Genomic DNA, 21,975 nt, shown 5'->3' with positions numbered 1-21,975 from the left:
TTGGATCAATACCAATGGCAGGCACCTCGCAGCTACATGCTCTCGCTCAAAGCTTACTTTTAATTGATGCCTGAGTTCTGCTACCGTTAAGGTCTGGGGTAGTGCCGGGTGTTTTTGACGGTACTACCCCAAATATTTATTTACTTAATTAAAACTACGATGTAATCGACGTTTCAAAATACCAACTGCAGTACTGCGACATTCAGATTGTGTTTCAAATTGGATGCATGGAATATTGATGAGAATATCAAACGTCTTGGACGTCTGCTTATCAAAAAATTTGCCGTACTTCGAACGACTAAAAACAATCCATTTGCTGGCTCCAACGTATTCATTCGTCACTGTAAAAAAATTTCAGCAATGGTTTGAGCAAGGCTTGAATCTGCGATTGAGTCTGAGCTTGTGTCTGAGATCGAAATTGAGTCAAATTAAACGCCTACTTTAAGCCACGACGATGTACACTAAAAACACAAGAATGTTTCTGCTAACCCAGCAAAACATCTGATACAAATAACCTAGCAAAACACAGCAAAACACGTCACCGACAGTTGCCAGCCAACGCACGATGACAGCAAACATACTGCGACCTTGCTCCTGAGCATGAAGTCGTAAAATGAACGGCTTTCCGAACAGAAATTTCTTATTTTTAGTGGTATCTAAAAGACGGATAATCCTATCTTTCCGGCGTTTTTCCTCTTTTTTCCTATAAAAAGCGAGCGAAAAACACGTATGATTAAGATTAAGATTAAGAGGAGACTCAACGGTCGTTTTTTTATCGATGCAATTAATTTACTTTTTAACGATTAGGATATAGGGCTCTACTATGAATCAAGTTTACGACAAGAAAACCATCGTTTTACATTGGCTCACTGCGCTTTTAGTTATTGGCCTTTGGTGTGCAGGGCAAAGTATTGATTGGTTTCCCAAAGGTGCTCCACGCGTCTTGATTCGCAGCTCGCATATATTATTCGGTGCGTTGCTTAGTGTAGTGTTAGTTTATCGCGTTTGGTGGAGAGCAACGGCGGGAACGAAGCTTCCGCCGGCAGCTTCAGGATGGCAGGAAAGCTTAGCGAAAGCTGTTCATCACTTAATATACCTAATGATTGCGACGACTGTCGTTTTGGGTATCTTCAATACTTGGGTTCGAGGTGACAACCTATTTAATTTATTTCAAATCCCCTCATTCGCTCCAAGCAATAATGACTTGCGACACCAAGTCGAAGATATTCATGCTCTGGCAGCCAATATTTTGATTGCACTTGCAGGCTTTCACGCAGCGGCTGGCTTAGCACATCACTATGTCCTTAAAGATACCGTGCTACAAAGAATGTTGCCAAGTAAAAAGATATAATTTCTTTACCTAACGAGCAGCGGCTTCACAGCACGCTGCTTTTTTTTACTCTCTTAAGCCTATCTTAAGCTTATTTTTGGCGCTCTGGTTTAGCCTTAAAACCTTGGCAAATATCACCCGACGCGTCTACCACATCCAATATAGGTTGCCGTTTGCTTTTGATTTGAAACACTCTGCATCCATACATAAAATGAATATCATGTGTGATGTAGTAATTAGCGCATTGTAAGCAATGCTGTGCTTGTTTTCTTTTATCGTCTTGCATTTTTGCTTTTCCAGCGACGCCATTTTTCATAGCAGTATTAAACATAGCGGTAAATAACATCTAGTGTCCATCATACATCTGAAAATCACGCCATCCACAACCATGAACCTCAAAAAAATAGCTCTTTCTTCTACTCTATTAATTCTCGCTGGCCTTGCCAACTCCAATGTAATCGCAGCTGAGGGTGCACCGGCATTTATTCAAAACTGGAATTTAGGCGCAGCCAGTCACTGGGATTATATTGATATCGATCCAGTTCGCCACCGACTTTTTTTAAGTCGTGGTGATCATGTCCAGGTTCTTGAACTTCCTTCCGGCAAAATCACTGGTCAAATCGCCAGTACATCGGGGGTTCATGGCATCGCTTTCGCGCAGGATCTCAAGCTTGGGTTCACCAGCAATGGCAAAACCAACACCGTAACCGTGTTTGATCTTGAAACCCTGGCGATTAAACAGGAAATCAAAGTTTCTGGCGTCAACCCAGATGCAATTCTATATGATCAACAGTCACATCAACTTTATACGTTCAACGGTAAATCCGCGAACGTCACAGTGATCGATGCGCGGACATTAAAAATAATCTCAACGATCGTCACAACGGGTAAGCCAGAATTTGCGGCCAGTGATGAGAATGGAAAAATCTATTTTAATGTTGAAGATAAGGCTGAGTTACACGTGATTGATGTTGCCACAAACAAGTTAGTCGCTCAGTGGCCATTGCTTCACTGTGAAGAACCGACCGGGTTGGCGATTGATCAAAAAAATGCACGGCTATTTTCTGTCTGTAAAAATAACACCATGGTGGTTACGGATGCCAAAACTGGCAAACAAATTGCAAAGCTCGCTATTGGAGGCCACCCGGACGCGGCTGTGTTCGATGCGGATACCGCAACTGTTTATTCGTCAAATGGTGAAGGGACATTGTCGGTCATCAAACAAATCGATGCAGATCATTATGCAACGGCCGTTAGCGTAACGACCGCCAAAGGGGCAAGAACAATGGTGCAGGATAAAGTGAGTAAAACGATTTATCTGCCAGCAATTATCGATAAACAGTTTACGGTGATGTCGTACGGTAACAAATAAGAATTTCCAAGACTGCAAGCATTCATCCGCATCACATTCACCTGAAGATGATTCTGACGGTGAATGTGCAGTTCAAGAGTGCAGGCTTGCTTTTCAGCACAAGGGGGTTATGACGTATGTAATGTCGCCCATAAAGCCTGCGTGAATTCTTTCGATACGAACGGCTGATCACTATCGTGTTGGGCTGCCATTTCAGCACACGCCACCCCTACACCTTGTATCCACGCTTCTGCTTTTAATATCAAATCCAGATGTTGTGGAATTTCTGAAGCACCATCGGCACAAGGTTGAACGTCAATAGAATGGCCTTTACGGCAGACCGTAGGGCGGTTTTCGTAGATCATGCACTGTTGATTTTTCAGCAGTACACAAGGCAACTTCTTAAGAGGATCAGACAAGGAAAATGCCGCCTTTTCTGCAAAACCTTGCTCCATATGCACAAGAATAGCCGTTAATTCAGTCTCAGGTAACTGGTGCAACTTCTGAGCAATATAATCAATTTCCGCTTGTTTTGCTTCAACTCTGACATGACAACAGAAACTGCAGCCAGCGCGACAGGCAATCTGTCGCCCTTCAGCTTGCGCCTGTACAAATAGCTCGTCAACCTTATGATGCAATTGGGGAATAATACGCATCACATTGTCTGGATAAGTACGCTCCTCCAATTGTCTTTTGGAGACGGCTTTTACAGAGTCGATTGCAGTTAGAAACGCCGTCTGCTCATCAGGTGTTAGCATATTTTCCACATTAAATTGAAATTCGCAAGCGCAATTCACCTGCCAATGAACGAGCCTTATTGCATCGACTTGTCATGAACAGAAGGTGCTTCAGTAAAATCCTCCGGCGTAAACAAAGGCTTTATATCGCGCTTTCCGCGTTCAAGATAAGGAATGGGATTTTTCATCCAGTCTGGACGTGGTTGTCCCAGCAAATAGTGATCAAAAAATTCGTCCAAATGTACGGTGTAATGCTTGATATTTTCCCGGTCTTTCAAGCCATGTTTTTCACCATTATAGTTAAACCAATAGGCTTCTTTACCTAAACGACGCATCGCCGTAAAAAATTCGATTGCCTGATACCAAGGTACTGCATCATCACCATCATTATGCTTAGTCAGATACGGTGTCTGAATTTTATCGATATGAAAAATGGCCGAATTTTCAATGTATTCCGAGGTTTTATTCCAAGGCGTGCCGCCGATCCGACTTTGGCCGGTTTCATATTGAAATGCGCGTGAAACACCTTTACCCCAGCGTATTCCACCGTAACCGCTCACCATGTTCGCTACTGCCGCGCCGGCTTCTGCAGCACGGAACATCGTTGTTTGCGTCAACATATAGTTAATCTGATACGCACCCCAACTATGCCCTTGAATACCTATGCGCTGTGGATCGACATATCCAAGTCCGACCACCTTATTAATTGCAGGTATCACTGCATTCATCGCACTTTTTCCAGGGTGCCCAACTTGATAGACGATGTCGGGTCGTAGCACAATATAGCCGTTACTGACATACCGCGTCACATTAATATTCTGGCCAGGCGATGGCGGTACATAGCGATAAAGGTTGTCTGTCATCTTTTCGTAGATGTAGACCATTAACGGGTATTTTTTAGATGGGTCAAAATTTTCTGGCTTGGCTAGCAAGGCATGAAGTTTTTTTCCATCTTTTGAGATGTATTCAATCTGTTCTTGCGTACCCCATTGATATTTGACTTGCTGCGGATTAGCGGAGCTGATTTTGCGGGGTTGTTGAAACTGTAAATTGCTTTTCCATAAATCTGGAAATTCAATAAAACTTTGCTGCGTAAATAATACGGTGTCAGCTTGCTTTGCCTTAACTACGCCAGCTAACATTTTATTTTCAAGCATCAGCTCCGTAGGTTTGCCACCGTTCGCATTTTGCGCAAAAAACCCCATTGAATGATTTTTCGCATGCGTCGCAATCAATAGAAATTTTTCTGCAGGCAGGACTTTACTATGCGCCTCTGGCATTGCTTCCTCGGCCTCCGGCTTTGCTTCCTCATCCAAAGCAAGATAGCGCAATGCTAATTCGTGTTGGCGACCGAACCCTTCACTAACATTACGACTTTCCAACGTTAGCGGATTAACTTCCCATAGATCATATTGATCATACAAAAGCACTGCGCTATCTTCAGCACGCCATCCAACGACACCATAGGGTGATCTTGGCTCGGGCGTGTCGTGTTCGCGGTCTTCAAAATGTGTTTTGATTTTTTTAGTCAGGTTGATCGTTTTACCATCAACGGTAGTCCATGCCATCCAGTTGCTCGTGGCAGCATCGAAAGCGAGTACATATTTACCTGTGGGCGACAAACTGGCGGAGAAGCGCAGTTTTTTTGCCAGCAAGCGCGATTGTCCATTACGTAAATCGATCGCATAGGCATCTTGATATTTTGCATCCCACGATGACATCATTTTGTAGGGTGCATCATTGATTCCCAATGTGTACAACGCATTTTCGTTAAAAACGACGTTAGGGATTGATGGCGTCGCCAATTGAACAAATTGTCGGTCCGTTAAATGAATCACGGCTTGATAGGTCTTATGCTTGTCTTTTTCAGCATTGACTTTTTGTACTGACTGCAACTCAGCATCTTGCCAGTGCCAAAGATCCACTTTAACGATGTCGTCGTCTACTTTACTGTCCGGTTTGGGTATTTCTGCCGTTGAAAAAAATAGTCGTTCACTATCTTTACTAAATTTCAACTCTCCCAATTCACTCACACCCCAGTGATCCGGCATTCCTTGCGTATTAGCGTTGGCCAATAGTTGTGCACTTTGTTGACCTGACTGCCAATAAAATAGCTGATAAATGAGAGCCTCTTTTTCTGCTTCTTTATCTGCGTCTTTACCAGATTCTTTATCTGCTTCTTTATCTGCCTTTGTTTCACTTTGTGGCGTACTCGTTTTTTCATTATCAACGCTATTCGCCGACGCATTTTTTGCGACTTCATCACGATTACTGACAAACGCTAACATCGTGCCAGAATCATTAAAACGACATTTTTTATAGCTACCGGTTCCAAGTAAAATGGCTTGTTCCTGACGTTCCTGAGGATGATGAATATAGAGTCCGTCAGGTAATGGATCGACAGCAGAATGTAATTGTGATTCATCTGCGCTGGCTTTTACCGAAGCATCGCTGCCTCTAGGCTCTTTTTTATTGGCATTATGTTGTACGCTAAAGGCAAGTGAGGAGCCATTTTTCGCCCAGGTAAAATTGACGACCTGATCGACATCTTTCTGTACATGGTTCTGAACATCAATCACGCTAAATGCGCTGGCTAGCGCCTTTTTTTTCGTTTCAGGATTACCACTTGCTTCCTGATCATCGAAATTTATGGCGTCGATATCGGTTTTTTCTTTTGAGCTGACTGTCTTTTTTTCTTCTGATTTTGGCTCGCGCAATACGGCCAAATAATTGCCGCCCTCCTCGGGCCAGGCAAACTGTTTAACTCGGGTTATCGTTTCTAATTTCCCAGTGATCAAGTCAACGATTCCCAGATCCGACTTCGGCGCATCATCACCCTTCTTTTTTTCTTTCCTGGCTTTGTCGATTTGTGACTGTGTTGGCTTGATCGCAAATGCAGCGTATCTGCCGTCGGCGCTAAATGCCGGCGAAATACCTCGCGGAAAGCGCCATTCCTGGCCATTTTCAAGCTGTTTAAAAACAACTTCACCATCCGCTTCTTGCGCCACCAATGCGTAAGCGGCCCAATGACCATCGCGACTCAGTGTCGTGTTTGCTATGCTGCGCCAATTGGCATACGCATGATGTGTGATAATTTTTTTATCAGTGAGCGTCGTCGATGGTTTGTCATCATGGCCGCCGTCCCGGAGATCTGAGTTCCATGCATAGCAACTATTTACCGTAAGCAACGTTAAAAAAACGCCACGAGACAACCTAGAGGTAGACGAAAATTTACATCTCAAGTATGGGAAAGTCGATAACATTTTTTATATTGAAGTTTGTGATTTATTATTTTTCAAATCTAACCAACGCTGATAGGTTAGCAAGGCCACTTGTGCATCGTTTGCCGCATACAGAATTTGCCGTTCAGTCAGAGGGTTTAGTGCCCAATTCGAGGTCGAGGTTTTTTTTGATTTAGACAATTGCATGCCGAAAAATTTGGCTACGGCGGCTTTAGCACCCATGTCTCTTTGCTTACTCTCACGCATTGCCCGCGCCAGATCTAACACGTTGGCAGTAACGATACCGAGCTTACTTTTCAAATGCTTAATATCGTCGTTCAGGCCATACCCGACCTTCAGTATATGTGGCGCCTCAAGCAAGGACTTAACGACCTCAACATTCATGGTTTGCACCACTGGAAACAAAAACGCCTTAGATTCGGTCGCCAGTTGGATCAAGTGCGGCCCATCATTTTTTTGCCCCTTTTGGAATACTGGTTTAGTCTCAGTATCAAAACCCAGCACGCTGGCTTGGGAAAGATGCGCGAATGCCGATTGCGCTTCAGCTTCATCACGAACCAATAGGATGTCTTGAAGAGTAATGCCAGGATACGGTGGAAGCGTTATTTCAATGTCAGCAGTCATGCAATAGTCATCAGCGTAATCAACAAAAATTTTTAAAGGTGCAGGTCGTAAAATATACTAAAAAATAAAAATAGCCGTCGTAAATATGGCTTGTCAATCGGCGTTGTAATCGACGTTGTAAATCGGCCTTGTAAATCGGCCTTGTAAATCGGCCTTGTAAATCGAGCTTGTAAATCGACCTCGTCAATCGGCCTCGTCAATCCGCGCTGAAAATAGCACTTTGCTTACACAGAATTGTCTATACGGCGGCGGCGCTGGCTTCCAGTTTGCATTGTCTCTATCACTAAAGTTTGCCCATCTGCCAAAGCTACCGCCATTTTTTCTTGTCCGTCGTGTTGAAAATGATACACGGTCGCACTGCCCAGGGCTGTCGATTTTTCCAGTTCGGCGTCTACCAGCATTGTTGACAATTCATTGGTTGGAATGACACTCCATATCAACTTGCTCATACCGATTTCACCTGTTTGTCGTTGATAAACTGCTCAAAAGTGGCTGCATCAAGAGGTTTGGAAAAGTAATATCCTTGCACCTGGCTACAGCGCATTCCCTTTAAAGCGCTGATCTGCTCCAGTGTTTCAACACCTTCGGCGACGACACTCAACCCTAAACTCAAACCCATCGCAATAATCGCACTGGCAATGGCAGCATCGTCAGGATTAGTGTGAATATCATTAATAAACGATTTGTCGATTTTTAATTCGTCGATAGGGAAACGGCGCAGATAGGATAAACTAGAATACCCAGTACCAAAATCATCGAGTGAAATCGATAGCCCTAAGTTTTTGAGTGAGCGTAACGACGCTAAAGTACTAGTCACGTCCTGCATCACCATACTTTCAGTAAGCTCTAAGGTAAGTTTTCTTGGATCGGCTCCAGATTGCTGAATAATCACTGCAACGCGTTCTGACAAATCATCCTGTCTGAACTGACGTGACGACATATTAATGGCAATATTCAAGTCTGTGCCAAGTTGTTTTTTCCAGATAACCTGTTGGCGACAAGCCTGCGCCAATACCCATTCTCCAAGCGGTAAAATCAATCCAGTTTCTTCCGCTAATGGAATAAACTCGATCGGAAGAACCAATCCAATTTGTGGATGCCACCAGCGCACCAGCGCTTCAGCACCGATCACTTGTTGCGTGAGCAAATCAATTTTCGGTTGATAATATAAAACGAACTCACCGCGCTCCAAGCCCCGCCGCATGGCGCTTTCCATGTTTAAACGACTGATCGCAGTGAGCCCCATTTCCGGAATAAATTGACGCATACTATTACGACCGTGCTCTTTGACGCGATACATCGCGATATCGGCATAACGCAATAGAATTTCACCATGATCACCATCCCGCGGATATACCGAGATACCAATACTGGCAGTAACGAACACATCATGACCATTAATCATAATCGGACGTGACAATGCGGTCATGATTTTTTCTGCGATGACGTCAACATCGCTATTCCCTTGCAAATCCGTCAGTACAATAACGAACTCATCGCCACCCAGTCGAGCTACCGTGTCTGTATCACGCACGCATTGATTGAGTCGTTGTGCCACTTGCTTTAGCATTTCATCACCTGCGCCATGACCAGAGGCGTCATTGATGAGTTTAAAATGATCCAAATCCAGTAACATCAATCCAACGCATAAATCCTGACGCTTCGCCCATGCAATTGCCTGGGTAATTCGGTCATTTAATAAGTTGCGGTTTGCTAAACCAGTCAAGCTATCGTGAGTCGCCTGGTATTCCAGCTCTTTTTGATAGTTGACCCGCTCACTGACGTCATTAATGACACTCACAAAATGCGTGGTATTCGCGCCACTCGCATCTTTAACTGGCGAGATATGTAATTCGTTCCAGAATTGCGTGCCATCTTTACGATAATTTCGTAATAAAGCGTGCCCCTCACGTTTTTCACGTAAAGCAGAACGTATTTCTTCGAGGTCAATTTGCGCCAAATCGTCGCGCACTAAAAAGCGTCCCTCGCGACCAATCACTTCGTGGGCCTGATAGCCAGTGATGCGCTCAAATGCAGGGTTGACATATACGATGGAATGGTCACCTGCGTCACTGCGGGTAATCATGATGCCATTACTGCTGGAGACCAGCGCCTGCTCTCTTAACAACAAAGCTTGCTCAACTTCTTTCAACTGTACTTGCTTATCGCTCATTGCGGCATCATCCGCTTGACTGTCCGCGCCCTGATCATCGTTACTTGAATGGTCGTGGATCTCCTGACGTACAGCAATCAGGTGCGTGACCTTTCCGTGTTCATCGCTCAATGGACTAACAACTTGACGCTCTTGATAGCAATGGCCATTTTTGTGCTTGCTTTTAACCTCGCCATGCCAATGCTGTCCAGGCTGCAATGCCATTAATAATGTTTGATGGTGCTTATCGAGAGTTGGCTCGCCACTATTCCAGAGCACGCACTGCCCGGCCAATTCCTCAAACTCAAAACCTGACTGCGAAGTGTAAGTGGCGTTACAGTATTCCAGTTCACCGGCCGCATTGGTAATCAAGATGGCAAAGGGACTTTGCTTCACCAGGAGCGCCAACAATTCGAGATTGTCTTGTAAATTGTGATGTTCGTGGGTTGTTAAAAGTGCAACGATAGCTTTACTCAGTTCGGCAAGGAAACGATCGAGAATGATTCTTGCGTCACTGCCTACTTCAAGATCAAAATCAGCACTAAACATCAGCCTTACATAGGCTTCCTGAGGACTGAACGGATGCAAGCTTAAGCTGTGGCTCAGATACTGTAGCTGCGGGTTACCTATTTGATTGGTATTGGCCTGATAGGAATGCGACAAATCACCTGACTCAAATACAATTTCTACGCTGGCATAAGCGGCGCGTTCGACCAGGATCCGGCAAAACCCCTGCAACAATCCGGGTAGATCGTCGGGATACCAGAGGCAATCTGTCAGTTCGCCCAGCAAACGATACCATTGCTCTAATTTTTCCGATTCGGCATCTAGAGAGTCTCCCGACTGGATTGTATTCATCTGTTACGCCACTCCTCAATGTAATATTTATTTTGATGGTCGTCCTACAGCTGGTGCGTTTGAGGCGATTTTTATACCTTGTAAAAAGTATTAACGCAATAGAAACATTAACTCAAAATGGTATTTTTACAAGGAAAGATGTTGCGCATCGCAGCAAAACCAACTTCAGCATGCGCTTTCCCGAGGTCATTTACCCACCATATACAGCATTTCTGCCTGTGATCATGTCTGATCAACAGCATTTCTAGGGTAAAATCGAAGGTTTAGCAAACAATATTCCTCGCCCTCCGTTGGACGCGATAAAGGTAGACAGCACGATGCTCACATTTCAACAAATCATCCTGACATTACAAGATTACTGGGACAAACAGGGCTGCGCCTTGTTGCAACCTTATGACATGGAAGTGGGTGCAGGTACATCGCACACTGGCACTTTCTTGCGTGCTATTGGCCCGGAACCATGGCGTGCAGCTTATGTGCAGCCATCACGTCGGCCAAAAGATGGCCGCTATGGCGAAAATCCGAATCGTCTGCAACATTATTATCAGTATCAAGTGGTGCTGAAACCAGCGCCTGAAAACATTCTGGACTTGTACCTTGGCTCCCTCAAAGCACTCGGATTAGATTTGCAACAAAACGATATTCGCTTTGTGGAAGATGACTGGGAAAACCCAACTCTAGGCGCGTGGGGACTGGGTTGGGAAGTCTGGCTCAACGGAATGGAAGTGACACAGTTCACCTATTTCCAACAAGTTGGTGGCCTCGATTGCAAACCTATCCTTGGTGAGATCACCTACGGTCTGGAACGTCTGGCGATGTATTTGCAAGGCGTCGACAATATCTACAATCTCATCTGGACAGAGCGCGAAGAGAACGGTAAAACCGTGCGCCTGACATATGGCGATGTATTCCACCAAAACGAGGTCGAACAATCCACCTTTAGTTTTGAATATTCGAATACCGATTTCTTATTTTCACTTTTTACCAATTACGAAGCGGAAGCGAAACGTTTGCTCGACGTCACAGAAAAATCGCTGGCACTGCCTGCCTATGAAATGATTTTAAAAGCAGCGCACACCTTCAACTTGCTCGATGCACGTGGCGCAATTTCTGTTACTGAGCGGGCCGCCTATATTGGACGAATTCGCAATCTGTCACGCGCGGTAGCCGCCGCCTATTACGCGTCGCGTGAAGCCTTAGGGTTTCCCATGTGCGCAGCCGATGACAAGCATAAGCCTGCGTCCGTAGTTTCCGCGCTGGAAGCCGCTTAAGCGAACATTGACAGAATTGACTGGATTTAAAAATGACTCAAACCTTATTAGTTGAATTATTTACCGAAGAATTACCGCCAAAAGCACTGGCAAAGTTGGGTGAAGCCTTTGCTTCGGGCATTGTTGCTGGCTTGAAATCGCGCGACTTTTTAGAAAGCGACTCGGTCGCCACCAGCTACGCATCGCCACGCCGCTTAGCTGTCAGTATCACCAATGTACGCGCAACCTCGCCTGATAAACTTATGCGTGACAAAGTACTGCCTGTCAGCGTCGCTATTGACGCCAATGGCAATGCCACGGCACCACTGATCAAAAAATTAGCAGCAATGGGTTTCCCAGATTTGCAAATCAGCGATCTGGAACGCGCGGTTGACGGTAAAGCAGAGAGCTTCTTCTACAACCACACTGCACCAGGTTCTTCCTTAACACCTGCTTTGCAAAGCGCAGTAGAAGAATCAATCAGCAAATTACCTATCCCTAAGGTCATGAGTTATCAACGCCCTGATGGCGAAACAGTACACTTTGTACGTCCTGTACATCGCATCATTGCGCTACACGGTGCTGATATCGTTCCATTGACATTACTAGGATTACAAAGCGATCGCATCACACAAGGTCATCGTTTTTTATCGGCAGGTAAAGTCACACTTACGCACGCCAATGACTATGCGGCAACTTTGAAAACCGAAGGTAAAGTGGTTGCCAGCGTCACCGAACGTAAAGAACAAATTCGCACTGCTCTATTACAAAAAGCCGGTGCCGATCAAGTCTTGATGCCAGAATCCTTGCTCGATGAAGTGACCGCATTAGTCGAATGGCCAGTGGTCTACGAATGCCATTTCGAACAAGAATTTTTGGCAGTACCGCAAGAGTGTCTGATTCTGACGATGCAAACCAATCAAAAGTATTTCGCTTTGACCGATGCGAATGGCAAATTGCGCTCCCGCTTTCTGATCGTGTCAAATTTAGAAACCAGTGATCCACAGCACATTATTCAAGGCAATGAACGCGTCGTTCGTCCACGTCTGTCGGATGCAAAATTTTTCTTTGAGCAAGACAAGAAAAAAACATTGGAATCACGTCTGCCGTTACTCGCCAACGTGGTATATCACAACAAACTTGGTAGTCAGGCTGAACGTACCGAACGCGTAAAGACATTGGCCGGTAAAATTGCTGCCAACGTACACGCCGATGTAGCACTTGCTGAACGTGCCGCATTGTTAGCGAAGACCGATTTACTCACGGATATGGTCGGCGAGTTCCCAGAATTGCAAGGCATCATGGGCACCTACTACGCGCAGCATGATGGCGAACATCCTGACGTCGCGGCCGCAGCTTCCGAACATTACCAACCGCGTTTTGCGGGCGATGCTTTGCCTTCGACAACGACAGGAACTGCCGTCGCACTCGCCGATAAACTAGAAACATTAGTCGGCATTTGGGGAATAGGTCTGCAACCAACGGGGGATCGCGATCCATTTGCCTTGCGTCGACACGCACTGGGTATTTTGCGTATGCTCGTTGAAAAACGCCTGCCTTTATCTTTATCAGGGTTGTTGGCTGATGCGGTAGCCCTTTTTGCAGACAATGCGAATGTCAAAGATCCTTCTGTTGACGTACTGAATTTCTTGTTTGATCGTCTGCGCGGTCAATTGCGTGACCGCGGCTTTGCCCAAAACGAAGTTGAAGCAGTCGTTGCGCAAAATCCAGACACACTCGATAACATTGTTGAACGCCTGCAAGCGGTGCAAGCCTTTGCTACCTTACCTGAATCAGTATCCCTGGCTGCTGCGAACAAGCGCATCACCAATATCCTCAAGAAGGCAGAAAGTGTGCCAACTAGTATTAACCCTGCATTATTAGCAGAAGCGCCAGAACAAGCGCTGGCCAATGCAATGGCAAATGTGAAACCACAAGTTGACGCGGCATTTAGCAATGGTGATTTTACGGGCGCTCTCAAAACCCTGGCTGCATTGCGTACAGAAGTCGATAACTTCTTCAATGATGTGATGGTCAATGCTGACGATCTGGCCTTGAGGAATAATCGTCTGGCGTTGTTAGCCAGTTTGCATGTGATGCTCAATCAAGTCGCTGATATTTCCAAACTCGCGGCATAACGTGATGATGGCTGAGAAAGGACATGGCATGAAACTCATTATTCTTGATCGTGATGGCGTCATCAATCAGGATTCGGATGCGTTCATCAAATCACCTGCTGAGTGGATTCCGATTCCTGGCTCATTACAAGCAATCGCCCGTCTGAACCAGGCGGGCTACACCGTGGTGGTCGCGACAAATCAATCTGGCATTGGTCGTAAATTATTTGATATGGCCACCTTAAATGCGATTCATCAAAAAATGCACACCGCGGCGCAGCAAGTGGGGGCAACCATCGATGCAGTTTTTTTCTGCCCGCACACTGCCGATGAAAATTGTGACTGTCGCAAACCAAAACCAGGAATGCTGCACGAAATCAGCCGCCGTTATGATATCAACCTCAAAGGCATCCATAGCGTTGGGGATTCCTTACGTGATTTGCAATCTGGTTTCATGATGGGTTGTGTGCCACATCTGGTGTTAACCGGCAAGGGCATCAAGACCCAGGAGAAAGGTGGTTTGCCACCAGGAACGCACATCTATGCCGATCTGGAAACGATGGTCGATCAATTGCTCGCAAGCTCAGTGCAAACCGAGCTCAATTTCGCGATCTGATCAATAATTAAGTTAGCTGGCAATAAGCAATGACTTATTGCCAGCTTTGGAGACTTCATGCGTAATATTATTCCGTTTATCCGTTCTTTCATCTTTTTGTTGCTGATGGTCATAGCGACCATCATCTGGGCTCCTATCAGCATGCTGTTCGCGTTTTTGCCCTATAACCAACGTTATTACATCACTGCACGCTGGAACGTCTTTATTATTTGGTCGGCAAAAGTGGTTTGTGGCATCCATTACCAATTTAAAGGTTTTGAAAATTTCCCTGATGCGCCCGCCATTATTTTGTCCAAACATCAATCCGCATGGGAAACTATTTTCTTGCTGATGGCAACACCGCGTCCTTTAGTCTTTGTATTCAAAAAAGAGATTACCTATATTCCATTTTTTGGTTGGGCGATTTCTTTGCTGCGCATGATACCGATTGATCGCAGTAAAGGTAAAGACGCATTCGCTCAGGTAGTCACGCATGGCAAAAAACGTCTTGCCGATGGTCAATGGATCATTATGTTTCCGGAAGGAACCCGCATTGCAGTAGGTAAGAAGGGAAGCTATAAAGGCGGCGGCGCACGTTTGGCGGTTGAAACGAATACACAGGTCGTACCTATTGCCTTGAATTCTGGCGAATGCTGGCCTAAAAATTCTTTCATTAAACGTCCTGGCACGGTCACAATTTCAGTGGGCAAACCAATTTTACCCAACGGCGACAATCCGTTTGAGCTCATGCAGAAAGTCGAAGCCTGGATCGAGGCAGAGATGCGCGTCATTTCACCAAATGCCTATAACGCAGATGGCACTGAAAAATAAGCCGCTGGATCGTGATGTGTTGTAGAACGCAAAGAGCCGCGAAGTCTGATTCTGACCAGATTTAGCGGCTTTTATAGTTAAATTTTGAAGAAAGTTGCCAGATTCAAGATCTAAACTTAAGCGATCAATGAAGCGAAAAATTAAGCGAAAAATTGAGCAAACGCGGAGCAGCGAGAGAGCATCATCCTGCAGTTTTGCTTAACTTACGTTACATTATCGGTTGTCGAACAAAAAGTTTATGTTTACATTTCGTGGTGATCGCCACACACTCAAAAAGCTGAGCCTAGCGTCTTCAACAGACACCGTATGTCATCTATCGTAAAAGCCATACAACTCGCCTTACAATTTGATTTATTCAGCGATTTTTTGCTGACTGAACGTCGTAAACTTACGCCAACGGCACCTGAAAAACCTGGTTCAACGCCGACGAATGGCATCAATGAAGTACCTCGCTCCGAACCGACCGTCCCGCCGCGCGAAAACGGCAATACCATCAACAAACGGCGAATTTTGATCAATAACACCTTGCTCGAATACGAGTTACAACGCTCAAAACGACGTAGCATTGGTTTTTTGATCAATGAAGATGGCTTGAGAATTACCGCCCCACGCTGGGTCACTATTGCCGCTATAGAAGCGGCAATCCATGAAAAGCAGCGGTGGATTTTACGCAAATTAAGCGAACGCAAGGAGCGTACATTACGCAAACCAAAACCAGAATTGATTTGGCGTGATGGTGCAACGATTCCGTATCTTGGCAAAGAGATGGTATTAAGGACGATAACCGAATCGACCATCGAGATGCACGGTGATGCCAGGATAAAGATCAGCGCCGACATCCGTTTTGACCCAGAAGCCTACGAACTACGCCTATATCTGCCGCAGCACGCTAGTGAGCAACTGATCAAGGACAGCGTATTATCCTGGTTAAAAAAACAAGCGACAAATGAATTTAATCAACGTTTGCCAGGCTTTGCAGAAAAACTCAACGTCCGGTATCACAGCATGTCCTTGTCTTCTGCGGCAACCCGGTGGGGTTCATGTACGTCACAAGGAAAAATCCGCTTAAATTGGCGTTTGATTCATTTTTCACCGTTCGTCATCGAGTATGTCATTGCACACGAACTAGCACACTTAAAAGAAATGAATCATAGCCCTAGATTTTGGGCGACCGTCGAATCCGTATTTCCCGATTATGACATCGCCCGCCATCAATTACGCCTACACGCGACCTCGGATTTACCCTATTTCGAATAAGCAATTGCAACATGCACAAAATTTTGGCGTTAGCAGAGTCAAACTAGTCGTAAGTCCCACCTACCATTAAAAACGTGAAAATCATTCGTTCAACCGGTAGCCAAAAGCGCATTACAAACTAGACATTTTGATTTACTTGTCGTTACTTGTTTTCCTTCTGCCAGGTAGCATATATTGACCCCACAGAATACTGATCTTTGAGTATAAGCGTCAAAGTTAAGCGTGAAATTCGTCCGACGAATATGATTTTCTAACAATCAATCGCAAGGGTTGGCATAAATGAATCCGAAGTTTAAACCAATTTTGACGCTTGCACTCTGTCTATCGATTTGTACTGTCTATGGCGCCGATATCAGTAGTCATCAAGAATCAGCGCATGTACTGAATCGTTTAGGATATGGACCGCGACCAGGCGATATTGAGCGAGTCAGTCGAATAGGGGTCGATAAGTATATCGAACAACAACTCAATCCTGCATCCTTGCCACTACCTGATAGTTTGCAACAAAAATTAAAAACGTTACAAGTAGCCGATTTCAGTGCCGGTGAGGCATTGAACCAATACAAGACCACACTCAAAAATACCAAAAATGCTAGCGAAGCATCGAAAAAAGCACGCCATGAAATGGTCGGCACTATGGTAGAAGAAACGGCTGAGGAGCGTCTTTGGCGTGCATTGGAAAGCCCACATCAGCTAGAAGAAGTAATGGTGGAATTCTGGTTCAATCACTTTAATGTTTTTAATGGTAAAGGTGTGGATCGCGCTTTGATTGCCAGTTACGAACGCGATGCAATTCGTCCCTATGTTTTTGGCAATTTCCGCGATCTCTTGGGTGCTACTGCCAAACACCCAGCGATGTTGTTTTATCTCGACAACTGGTTATCGACATCGGCTGATTTTCATCCAACGGGCAGACGTGGTCAGCAAATTCAAAAAGCCAAATCAAGTGGTTTGAACGAAAATTACGCACGTGAACTGATGGAGTTACATACCCTCGGGGTGGATGGTGGCTATACTCAACACGATGTGACCGAGCTAGCGCGAATATTAACTGGTTGGACTTTTGACGCCAAAACAAGAACGGGCGGTCACGCAAATTTTGTGTTTGATGCCGATCGTCACGATAATGGCACCAAACAATGGCTTGGTAAAACAGTTAGCGCAAACGGTAAATCTGAAGGTGAATTCGCGCTTGATATATTGGCACAGCATCCGGCAACAGCGCATCATATCAGTTATCAATTGGCACAGTTTTTTGTACAAGATCAACCACCTCGGGCTCTTGTCGAGCGACTCAGTCGACGTTTTCTGGAAACCCGTGGTGATATACGTTTAGTTTTAACAACCTTATTCTCTAGCCCTGAGTTTCGTGACCCGCATACCGTCGCATCAAAATATAAAACGCCTTACCAATTCATTATTTCATCCCTTCGCGCCGCCGATGTTCAGGTACAAAATGTCAGGCCACTCTTAGGAAGTATGATGCTGCTAGGGATGCCGCTCTATGGCTGCCAGACTCCGGACGGTTATAAAAATACCGAACAAGCTTGGCTAAATCCCGATGCGTTGAGCCGTCGCATCAATTTCGCCACTGCACTCGCCACCGGTCATTTGCCGCTCAATAGTGACATTGTTGAAGGTGAAAAAATGGGTCGCAAGCAAATCGACAAACAAGCCGATACTGCCGATCGCCAGGCCTCCATGGAGAAGTTGGATGCAAATAAATTATTACAAACACTCGGGCCCATTGTTTCATTCAACACGACGCAACTAATTAACAACAACCCAGAAAATTTACGCGCGGCTTTGGTCTTAGGCAGTCCTGACTTCATGCAACATTAATCCAGCTTAAACTGCACTATATTTCATTGAGAACAGGCCATGAAAAGAAGAGATTTCTTACGTTCCCTCACAGGTGGCTGCGGCTTGTTGTTACCAATGGGACGCGGCATCTGGGCCGCAACAACGGATAATATTTCACCGAATCAAAAGAAGCTAGTCGTAATTATGCTGCGAGGTGCAGTTGATGGATTAAATGTCGTAGCACCGTTTGGGGATTCTAACTACGCCCGCTTACGACCAACGATTGCGCTAGGTCACCCAGGACAAGAAGGCGGCGCACTCAATCTGGATGGTTACTTTGGATTACATCCGGCACTTTCGGATTTGCAGGGTTTGTGGAACGAGAAAAAACTAGCATTTGTTCATGCCTGTGGCTCACCAGACCCGACTCGTTCGCATTTTGACGCCCAAGATTATCTGGAATCAGCAACTCCTGGAATAAAGGCGACAAGTGACGGATGGATGAATCGCGTATTAAGCGGCTTGCCTGGAGACTCTAGTCCTACGCATGCAATCAGCATCAGCGCAGTAATGCCGCGTATTTTGTCTGGTAATATCGCTACAACCAACATCGCCAGCGGTGCCGCCGGTACCAAATCCAATGTATTAGATAAGCCAAAAGTTGGTAATGCGTTTGAACAACTTTATCAAAGCAATCCAAAATACGCGAAAGCTTATCAAGATGCACGAGATGCACATCAGGAAATGATGGGGGCATCCATGGAAAGCGAGCAGCAAATCGCCAACGGTGGCGCACCACTACCAAACGGTTTTCCTGATGACACTTCAAGAATAGCGAATTTAATGCGTAATGATCCCAAAATTCAGTTGGTTTTCATGGCACTTGGAGGATGGGATACACATGCCAATCAAGGCGGTGCAAAAGGTCAGCTAGCGAATCGTTTAGCACCATTAGGACAAGGTCTGGCGAATTTAGCCAGACGTCTCGATAAGATGTTTGACGACACGACCATCGTCGTCATGTCAGAATTCGGTCGTACAGCGAAACAAAATGGTAATGGAGGAACAGATCACGGACATGGCAATGTCATGTGGATTCTCGGTGGTAAAGTAGCTGGTGGCAAAGTTTTAGGCGACTGGCGAGGTCTTAGCAACAATCAGTTATACGAAGGCAGAGATGTACCAGTGACAACCGACTTCCGTACGGTTCTTGCTCAAGTATGTGAAAGACATTTGCAGTTATCCGATATACATTTGAATACTGCTTTTCCAGGTTTGCCGACAGTAAAAAATACGCTTAATTTATTTTCAGTTTAAGCCCTGACAACAAAATTACGACCCTGTGTCTTCGCTTGATAACAGGCGAGGTCAACGCGATGAAACGTATCGGCAGGTATTTTATCCTTCGCCCAATCAGCGACACCGACGCCGATACTGGCGGTAATTTGAATTTTTTGCGTTTCAACCTGGCAAGGACTTGCAAACAAATCTCGCCTTAGATTTTCGCCAATGGCATAGGCCAATTCGCTGGTGGTTCCAGGTAAAATAACCACGAATTCCTCACCACCGATGCGCGCCATGACATCACTCTCGCGTCGTATATGGTGCCGCAATATTTTCGCGAAGTGCTTCAGACAATCATCACCGGCATTATGTCCGTATTTATCGTTGATTTTTTTGAAGTAATCAAGATCGATAATAAGCAACCCCAGCACCTCATTTTTACGTGCAGCGATACGCCAGATTTGATTCCACGCTGCCTCATAACTGCGGCGATTAGGTAAGCCAGTTAACGCATCCGTCAGCGATAATTGCGCTAATTCAGCACGACTTTGAATAAGTCTGACTTCAGTCTCAATTTGTTTTTTATATTCTTTGGCATTGCTATGCAAATTCATCATCAGATAGCCAAAGTAAATACACATGGTCAACCCAATAGAGCGTAAATCGACTGCATAGAAAATATAAACCAAGGTCTGTGGCGCAGTGAATTCAATCAGACATATCATTGCCTGGCGCGGATGCATTGAGAATCCATGGCTAGCGGCTGTACTAAACGCAATGGTTGTAATCACCGTCACGATAACCGCATTGTTTGCGTGCATTTCTAGCGCGCCCGTCATAGTGGCGAGGCCACTCCATATGAGCGTACCCAAATGAATAAGTCGCCACTGTTGCTTATTCCAACGCAAGTACTGCAAAGAGCCAGACCTTGGGGGTGGGGGTAAATGCTGATAACGACGCCAGCCCAGCCACAAAAACGCCAAGCCAATGGAACACAGAAGCCACACGCGTCCTTGGTAGAAATCAGAAAGCCAAATCGTCAATCCACTGGCAATCAAATAAAACACCGGGCCGACAAGTGATCGTCTGTATAGGTCACCCGTCATGCGACGATTTTTATACGCATCGATCTCATGTTCAAGATCATTTCTCGCGTACTCTGCCGAGATCAGACAAGGATCACTGATATATTGCATAGCAAGCGTCTCGAATATTTTTGTGAGGACTTAAGTCATAGGCCGGAATTAAAACGTCTTAGAAAGCAATGAAGACATCGCTATTGATGTGATGTACTAGCTTTGAACAACGTTATTCCGGGGGTGTTTTGTAAAGTCCTGTGCCTGAGTTTGTCTGTTATTGGAAATGTCAGTGTTCGATACGTTGTCGTTATGATAAAAACTAATATGTAGTTGTAACGATTCATCATACACACCATTAAAAAGTATTTTCAAGACGATTTAACAAGATGCAACAGAAGGCACCTTTGCCCAATCATATTTAACAAAATTTTTGCATCAACAACTACAAAAATTGCACAATTTACACCTACAATAAGCTCATGGGTGCTAAAGAACTTTTTTATGCCATGACATCAGACGAGTCGCATTCAGGTACGATATCAAGTTGCCATCGTCCCAGGCAAATACTGCCCTTTGAGATAGCAAGTTTGCTGGCGATGTGATTCTGATGAATGATATTCAAGTAAGCAGGCCAGGTTTCATTTTTTTGATATAAGTGCGATCAAACGCGCGGTAAATTTAAGACTACTCAATAATAAACCATGAAAATTACCGTTCTTTTTCCGACCCGGACGGAGGCCAGCATGTTCCAGCGCCTAGAGGTAAACACGGTTATTTCTGGTGTCGGGCTGACCGCCACAGCTTATTCAACATTAAAGGCTATTCAAGAACAGCCCGATATTCTGATCTTAGCTGGCATTGCCGGCGTCTTCCCGCATTCACCCTTTCAAATAAATGACGTTGTCCTCGTGAACACTGAAGTTGAAGCTGATTTAGGATTTTTTACGCCAAATGGATTTGTCCATTTAGCACATCTACCGATCGATATGGCATTTGAGCGACGTCATGTACTCAGTTGCGAGCATCTGCCTGTGCCAGCGCTGTTTCCTTTGGCAAAGGGGATTTCAGTCAATGCTGCGATGGCACCATTTATTGATACCAACATCGCTGATGTAGAAAACATGGAGGGCGCAGCGTTTTTTTACGTCTGTCAGCAAGAGCAGCAGAAGTTTCTCGAAATCAGAGCCATTTCAAATCATGTCGATGTCGACAGTGATCAATGGGATATGCAAAGTTCAATTCAAGCGCTGACAAGCGGTTTACACAAGCTCATTGATCATCTGCAAAAGTAACCATAACTCTATAATTCAATTATTAAATTATTAAATTATTAAATTATTAAATTAGGCGAATTCTAGGATGAAGTGCAATTTATGAACGGTACCGGTTAATGAGGGCAAGATGCGATAGCATTTGTGCCTTTTTGACCGGCCAGTCGAAATTGCATAATGAACTACACACATCT

At 45.1% G+C, this 21,975-nt stretch carries 17 protein-coding genes; 10 read left to right on the top strand and 7 right to left on the bottom strand.

What is annotated here, in order from left to right; genetic code table 11:
• Window positions 1–823 precede the first annotated feature (823 nt).
• Window positions 824–1,351: a cytochrome b gene (locus ACO0K1_RS18170; protein ID WP_423028296.1), complete on the top strand. Its 528-nt coding sequence runs from the start codon at window positions 824–826 to the stop codon at window positions 1,349–1,351.
• Between the two features lie 70 nt (window positions 1,352–1,421).
• Here the strand turns inward: ACO0K1_RS18170 and ACO0K1_RS18165 are convergent, their stop codons facing one another.
• Window positions 1,422–1,676, bottom strand: a complete 255-nt coding sequence (locus ACO0K1_RS18165) for a hypothetical protein (protein ID WP_423028294.1) — start codon at window positions 1,674–1,676, stop codon at window positions 1,422–1,424.
• 3 nt (window positions 1,677–1,679) lie between these two features.
• On the opposite strand from ACO0K1_RS18165, the gene ACO0K1_RS18160 reads away from it, so the two are divergent.
• The gene (locus ACO0K1_RS18160; protein WP_423028292.1) at window positions 1,680–2,702 is read left to right on the top strand and encodes a YncE family protein; all 1,023 of its coding nucleotides are present in this window, start codon (window positions 1,680–1,682) and stop codon (window positions 2,700–2,702) included.
• 107 nt (window positions 2,703–2,809) lie between these two features.
• Here the strand turns inward: ACO0K1_RS18160 and ACO0K1_RS18155 are convergent, their stop codons facing one another.
• The 5 genes from ACO0K1_RS18155 to ACO0K1_RS18135 all read right to left on the bottom strand — a co-directional run bounded on the left by ACO0K1_RS18155 (window position 2,810) and on the right by ACO0K1_RS18135 (window position 10,294).
• A complete protein-coding gene (locus ACO0K1_RS18155) occupies window positions 2,810–3,439 on the bottom strand; it encodes a YkgJ family cysteine cluster protein (RefSeq protein WP_423028290.1) in 630 nt (209 codons plus the stop codon).
• A 56-nt stretch (window positions 3,440–3,495) separates the two neighbouring features.
• Window positions 3,496–6,606 carry an alpha/beta hydrolase family protein gene (locus ACO0K1_RS18150; RefSeq protein ID WP_423028288.1) on the bottom strand — a complete coding sequence of 1,037 codons (3,111 nt, stop codon included), beginning with the start codon at window positions 6,604–6,606 and terminating at the stop codon, window positions 3,496–3,498.
• A 78-nt stretch (window positions 6,607–6,684) separates the two neighbouring features.
• Window positions 6,685–7,284 (bottom strand): 3'-5' exonuclease, encoded by a 600-nt coding sequence (locus ACO0K1_RS18145; protein ID WP_423028286.1) that lies wholly within the window; start codon window positions 7,282–7,284, stop codon window positions 6,685–6,687.
• Between the two features lie 224 nt (window positions 7,285–7,508).
• Window positions 7,509–7,733, bottom strand: a complete 225-nt coding sequence (locus ACO0K1_RS18140) for a hypothetical protein (RefSeq protein WP_423028284.1) — start codon at window positions 7,731–7,733, stop codon at window positions 7,509–7,511.
• On the bottom strand, window positions 7,730–10,294 hold the full coding sequence (locus tag ACO0K1_RS18135; protein WP_423028281.1) for an EAL domain-containing protein: 2,565 nt from the start codon (window positions 10,292–10,294) through the stop codon (window positions 7,730–7,732). The genes ACO0K1_RS18140 and ACO0K1_RS18135 overlap by 4 nt, the downstream gene beginning before the upstream one ends.
• 317 nt (window positions 10,295–10,611) lie before the next feature.
• On the opposite strand from ACO0K1_RS18135, the gene glyQ reads away from it, so the two are divergent.
• The 7 genes from glyQ (at window position 10,612) to ACO0K1_RS18100 (ending at window position 19,464) form a co-directional block, all read left to right on the top strand.
• Window positions 10,612–11,565 carry a glycine--tRNA ligase subunit alpha gene (gene glyQ / locus ACO0K1_RS18130; RefSeq protein WP_423028279.1) on the top strand — a complete coding sequence of 318 codons (954 nt, stop codon included), beginning with the start codon at window positions 10,612–10,614 and terminating at the stop codon, window positions 11,563–11,565.
• A gap of 32 nt (window positions 11,566–11,597) precedes the next feature.
• A complete protein-coding gene (glyS, locus tag ACO0K1_RS18125; protein ID WP_423028277.1) occupies window positions 11,598–13,682 on the top strand; it encodes a glycine--tRNA ligase subunit beta in 2,085 nt (694 codons plus the stop codon).
• Window positions 13,683–13,710: 28 nt separating this feature from the next.
• Window positions 13,711–14,277, top strand: coding sequence for a D-glycero-beta-D-manno-heptose 1,7-bisphosphate 7-phosphatase (gene gmhB, locus ACO0K1_RS18120; RefSeq protein WP_423028275.1), 567 nt, complete (start codon window positions 13,711–13,713; stop codon window positions 14,275–14,277).
• A 57-nt stretch (window positions 14,278–14,334) separates the two neighbouring features.
• On the top strand, window positions 14,335–15,087 hold the full coding sequence (locus ACO0K1_RS18115) for a lysophospholipid acyltransferase family protein (protein ID WP_423028273.1): 753 nt from the start codon (window positions 14,335–14,337) through the stop codon (window positions 15,085–15,087).
• Between the two features lie 306 nt (window positions 15,088–15,393).
• A complete protein-coding gene (locus tag ACO0K1_RS18110; protein ID WP_423028271.1) occupies window positions 15,394–16,344 on the top strand; it encodes a M48 family metallopeptidase in 951 nt (316 codons plus the stop codon).
• A gap of 279 nt (window positions 16,345–16,623) precedes the next feature.
• The gene (locus ACO0K1_RS18105; protein WP_423028269.1) at window positions 16,624–18,186 is read left to right on the top strand and encodes a DUF1800 domain-containing protein; all 1,563 of its coding nucleotides are present in this window, start codon (window positions 16,624–16,626) and stop codon (window positions 18,184–18,186) included.
• Between the two features lie 39 nt (window positions 18,187–18,225).
• Window positions 18,226–19,464, top strand: coding sequence for a DUF1501 domain-containing protein (locus tag ACO0K1_RS18100; protein ID WP_423028267.1), 1,239 nt, complete (start codon window positions 18,226–18,228; stop codon window positions 19,462–19,464).
• Here ACO0K1_RS18100 and ACO0K1_RS18095 read toward each other — a convergent pair.
• The gene (locus tag ACO0K1_RS18095) at window positions 19,461–20,627 is read right to left on the bottom strand and encodes a GGDEF domain-containing protein (RefSeq protein WP_423028265.1); all 1,167 of its coding nucleotides are present in this window, start codon (window positions 20,625–20,627) and stop codon (window positions 19,461–19,463) included. The genes ACO0K1_RS18100 and ACO0K1_RS18095 overlap by 4 nt on opposite strands.
• 584 nt (window positions 20,628–21,211) lie before the next feature.
• Between ACO0K1_RS18095 and ACO0K1_RS18090 the strand changes: the two genes are divergently transcribed.
• Window positions 21,212–21,802, top strand: coding sequence for a hypothetical protein (locus tag ACO0K1_RS18090; protein ID WP_423028263.1), 591 nt, complete (start codon window positions 21,212–21,214; stop codon window positions 21,800–21,802).
• Window positions 21,803–21,975 lie beyond the last annotated feature (173 nt).

Origin of the sequence: Undibacterium sp. SXout20W (assembly GCF_049340285.1) — a bacterium.
In the GTDB taxonomy this organism is placed as follows: domain Bacteria; phylum Pseudomonadota; class Gammaproteobacteria; order Burkholderiales; family Burkholderiaceae_D; genus Undibacterium.
Note: the sequence above shows the minus strand (reverse complement) of the source record. Positions and strands in the feature narration are given on the sequence as shown.

Coding starts and splice junctions, on each gene's coding strand:
- ACO0K1_RS18170 (WP_423028296.1), top strand. CDS start 824: ATGAATCAAGTTTACGACAAGAAAACCATCGTTTTACATTGGCTCACT.
- ACO0K1_RS18165 (WP_423028294.1), bottom strand. CDS start 1,676: ATGTTATTTACCGCTATGTTTAATACTGCTATGAAAAATGGCGTCGCT.
- ACO0K1_RS18155 (WP_423028290.1), bottom strand. CDS start 3,439: ATGCTAACACCTGATGAGCAGACGGCGTTTCTAACTGCAATCGACTCT.
- ACO0K1_RS18145 (WP_423028286.1), bottom strand. CDS start 7,284: ATGACTGCTGACATTGAAATAACGCTTCCACCGTATCCTGGCATTACT.
- ACO0K1_RS18140 (WP_423028284.1), bottom strand. CDS start 7,733: ATGAGCAAGTTGATATGGAGTGTCATTCCAACCAATGAATTGTCAACA.
- ACO0K1_RS18135 (WP_423028281.1), bottom strand. CDS start 10,294: ATGAATACAATCCAGTCGGGAGACTCTCTAGATGCCGAATCGGAAAAA.
- glyQ (WP_423028279.1), top strand. CDS start 10,612: ATGCTCACATTTCAACAAATCATCCTGACATTACAAGATTACTGGGAC.
- glyS (WP_423028277.1), top strand. CDS start 11,598: ATGACTCAAACCTTATTAGTTGAATTATTTACCGAAGAATTACCGCCA.
- gmhB (WP_423028275.1), top strand. CDS start 13,711: ATGAAACTCATTATTCTTGATCGTGATGGCGTCATCAATCAGGATTCG.
- ACO0K1_RS18115 (WP_423028273.1), top strand. CDS start 14,335: ATGCGTAATATTATTCCGTTTATCCGTTCTTTCATCTTTTTGTTGCTG.
- ACO0K1_RS18110 (WP_423028271.1), top strand. CDS start 15,394: ATGTCATCTATCGTAAAAGCCATACAACTCGCCTTACAATTTGATTTA.
- ACO0K1_RS18105 (WP_423028269.1), top strand. CDS start 16,624: ATGAATCCGAAGTTTAAACCAATTTTGACGCTTGCACTCTGTCTATCG.
- ACO0K1_RS18100 (WP_423028267.1), top strand. CDS start 18,226: ATGAAAAGAAGAGATTTCTTACGTTCCCTCACAGGTGGCTGCGGCTTG.
- ACO0K1_RS18095 (WP_423028265.1), bottom strand. CDS start 20,627: ATGCAATATATCAGTGATCCTTGTCTGATCTCGGCAGAGTACGCGAGA.
- ACO0K1_RS18090 (WP_423028263.1), top strand. CDS start 21,212: ATGAAAATTACCGTTCTTTTTCCGACCCGGACGGAGGCCAGCATGTTC.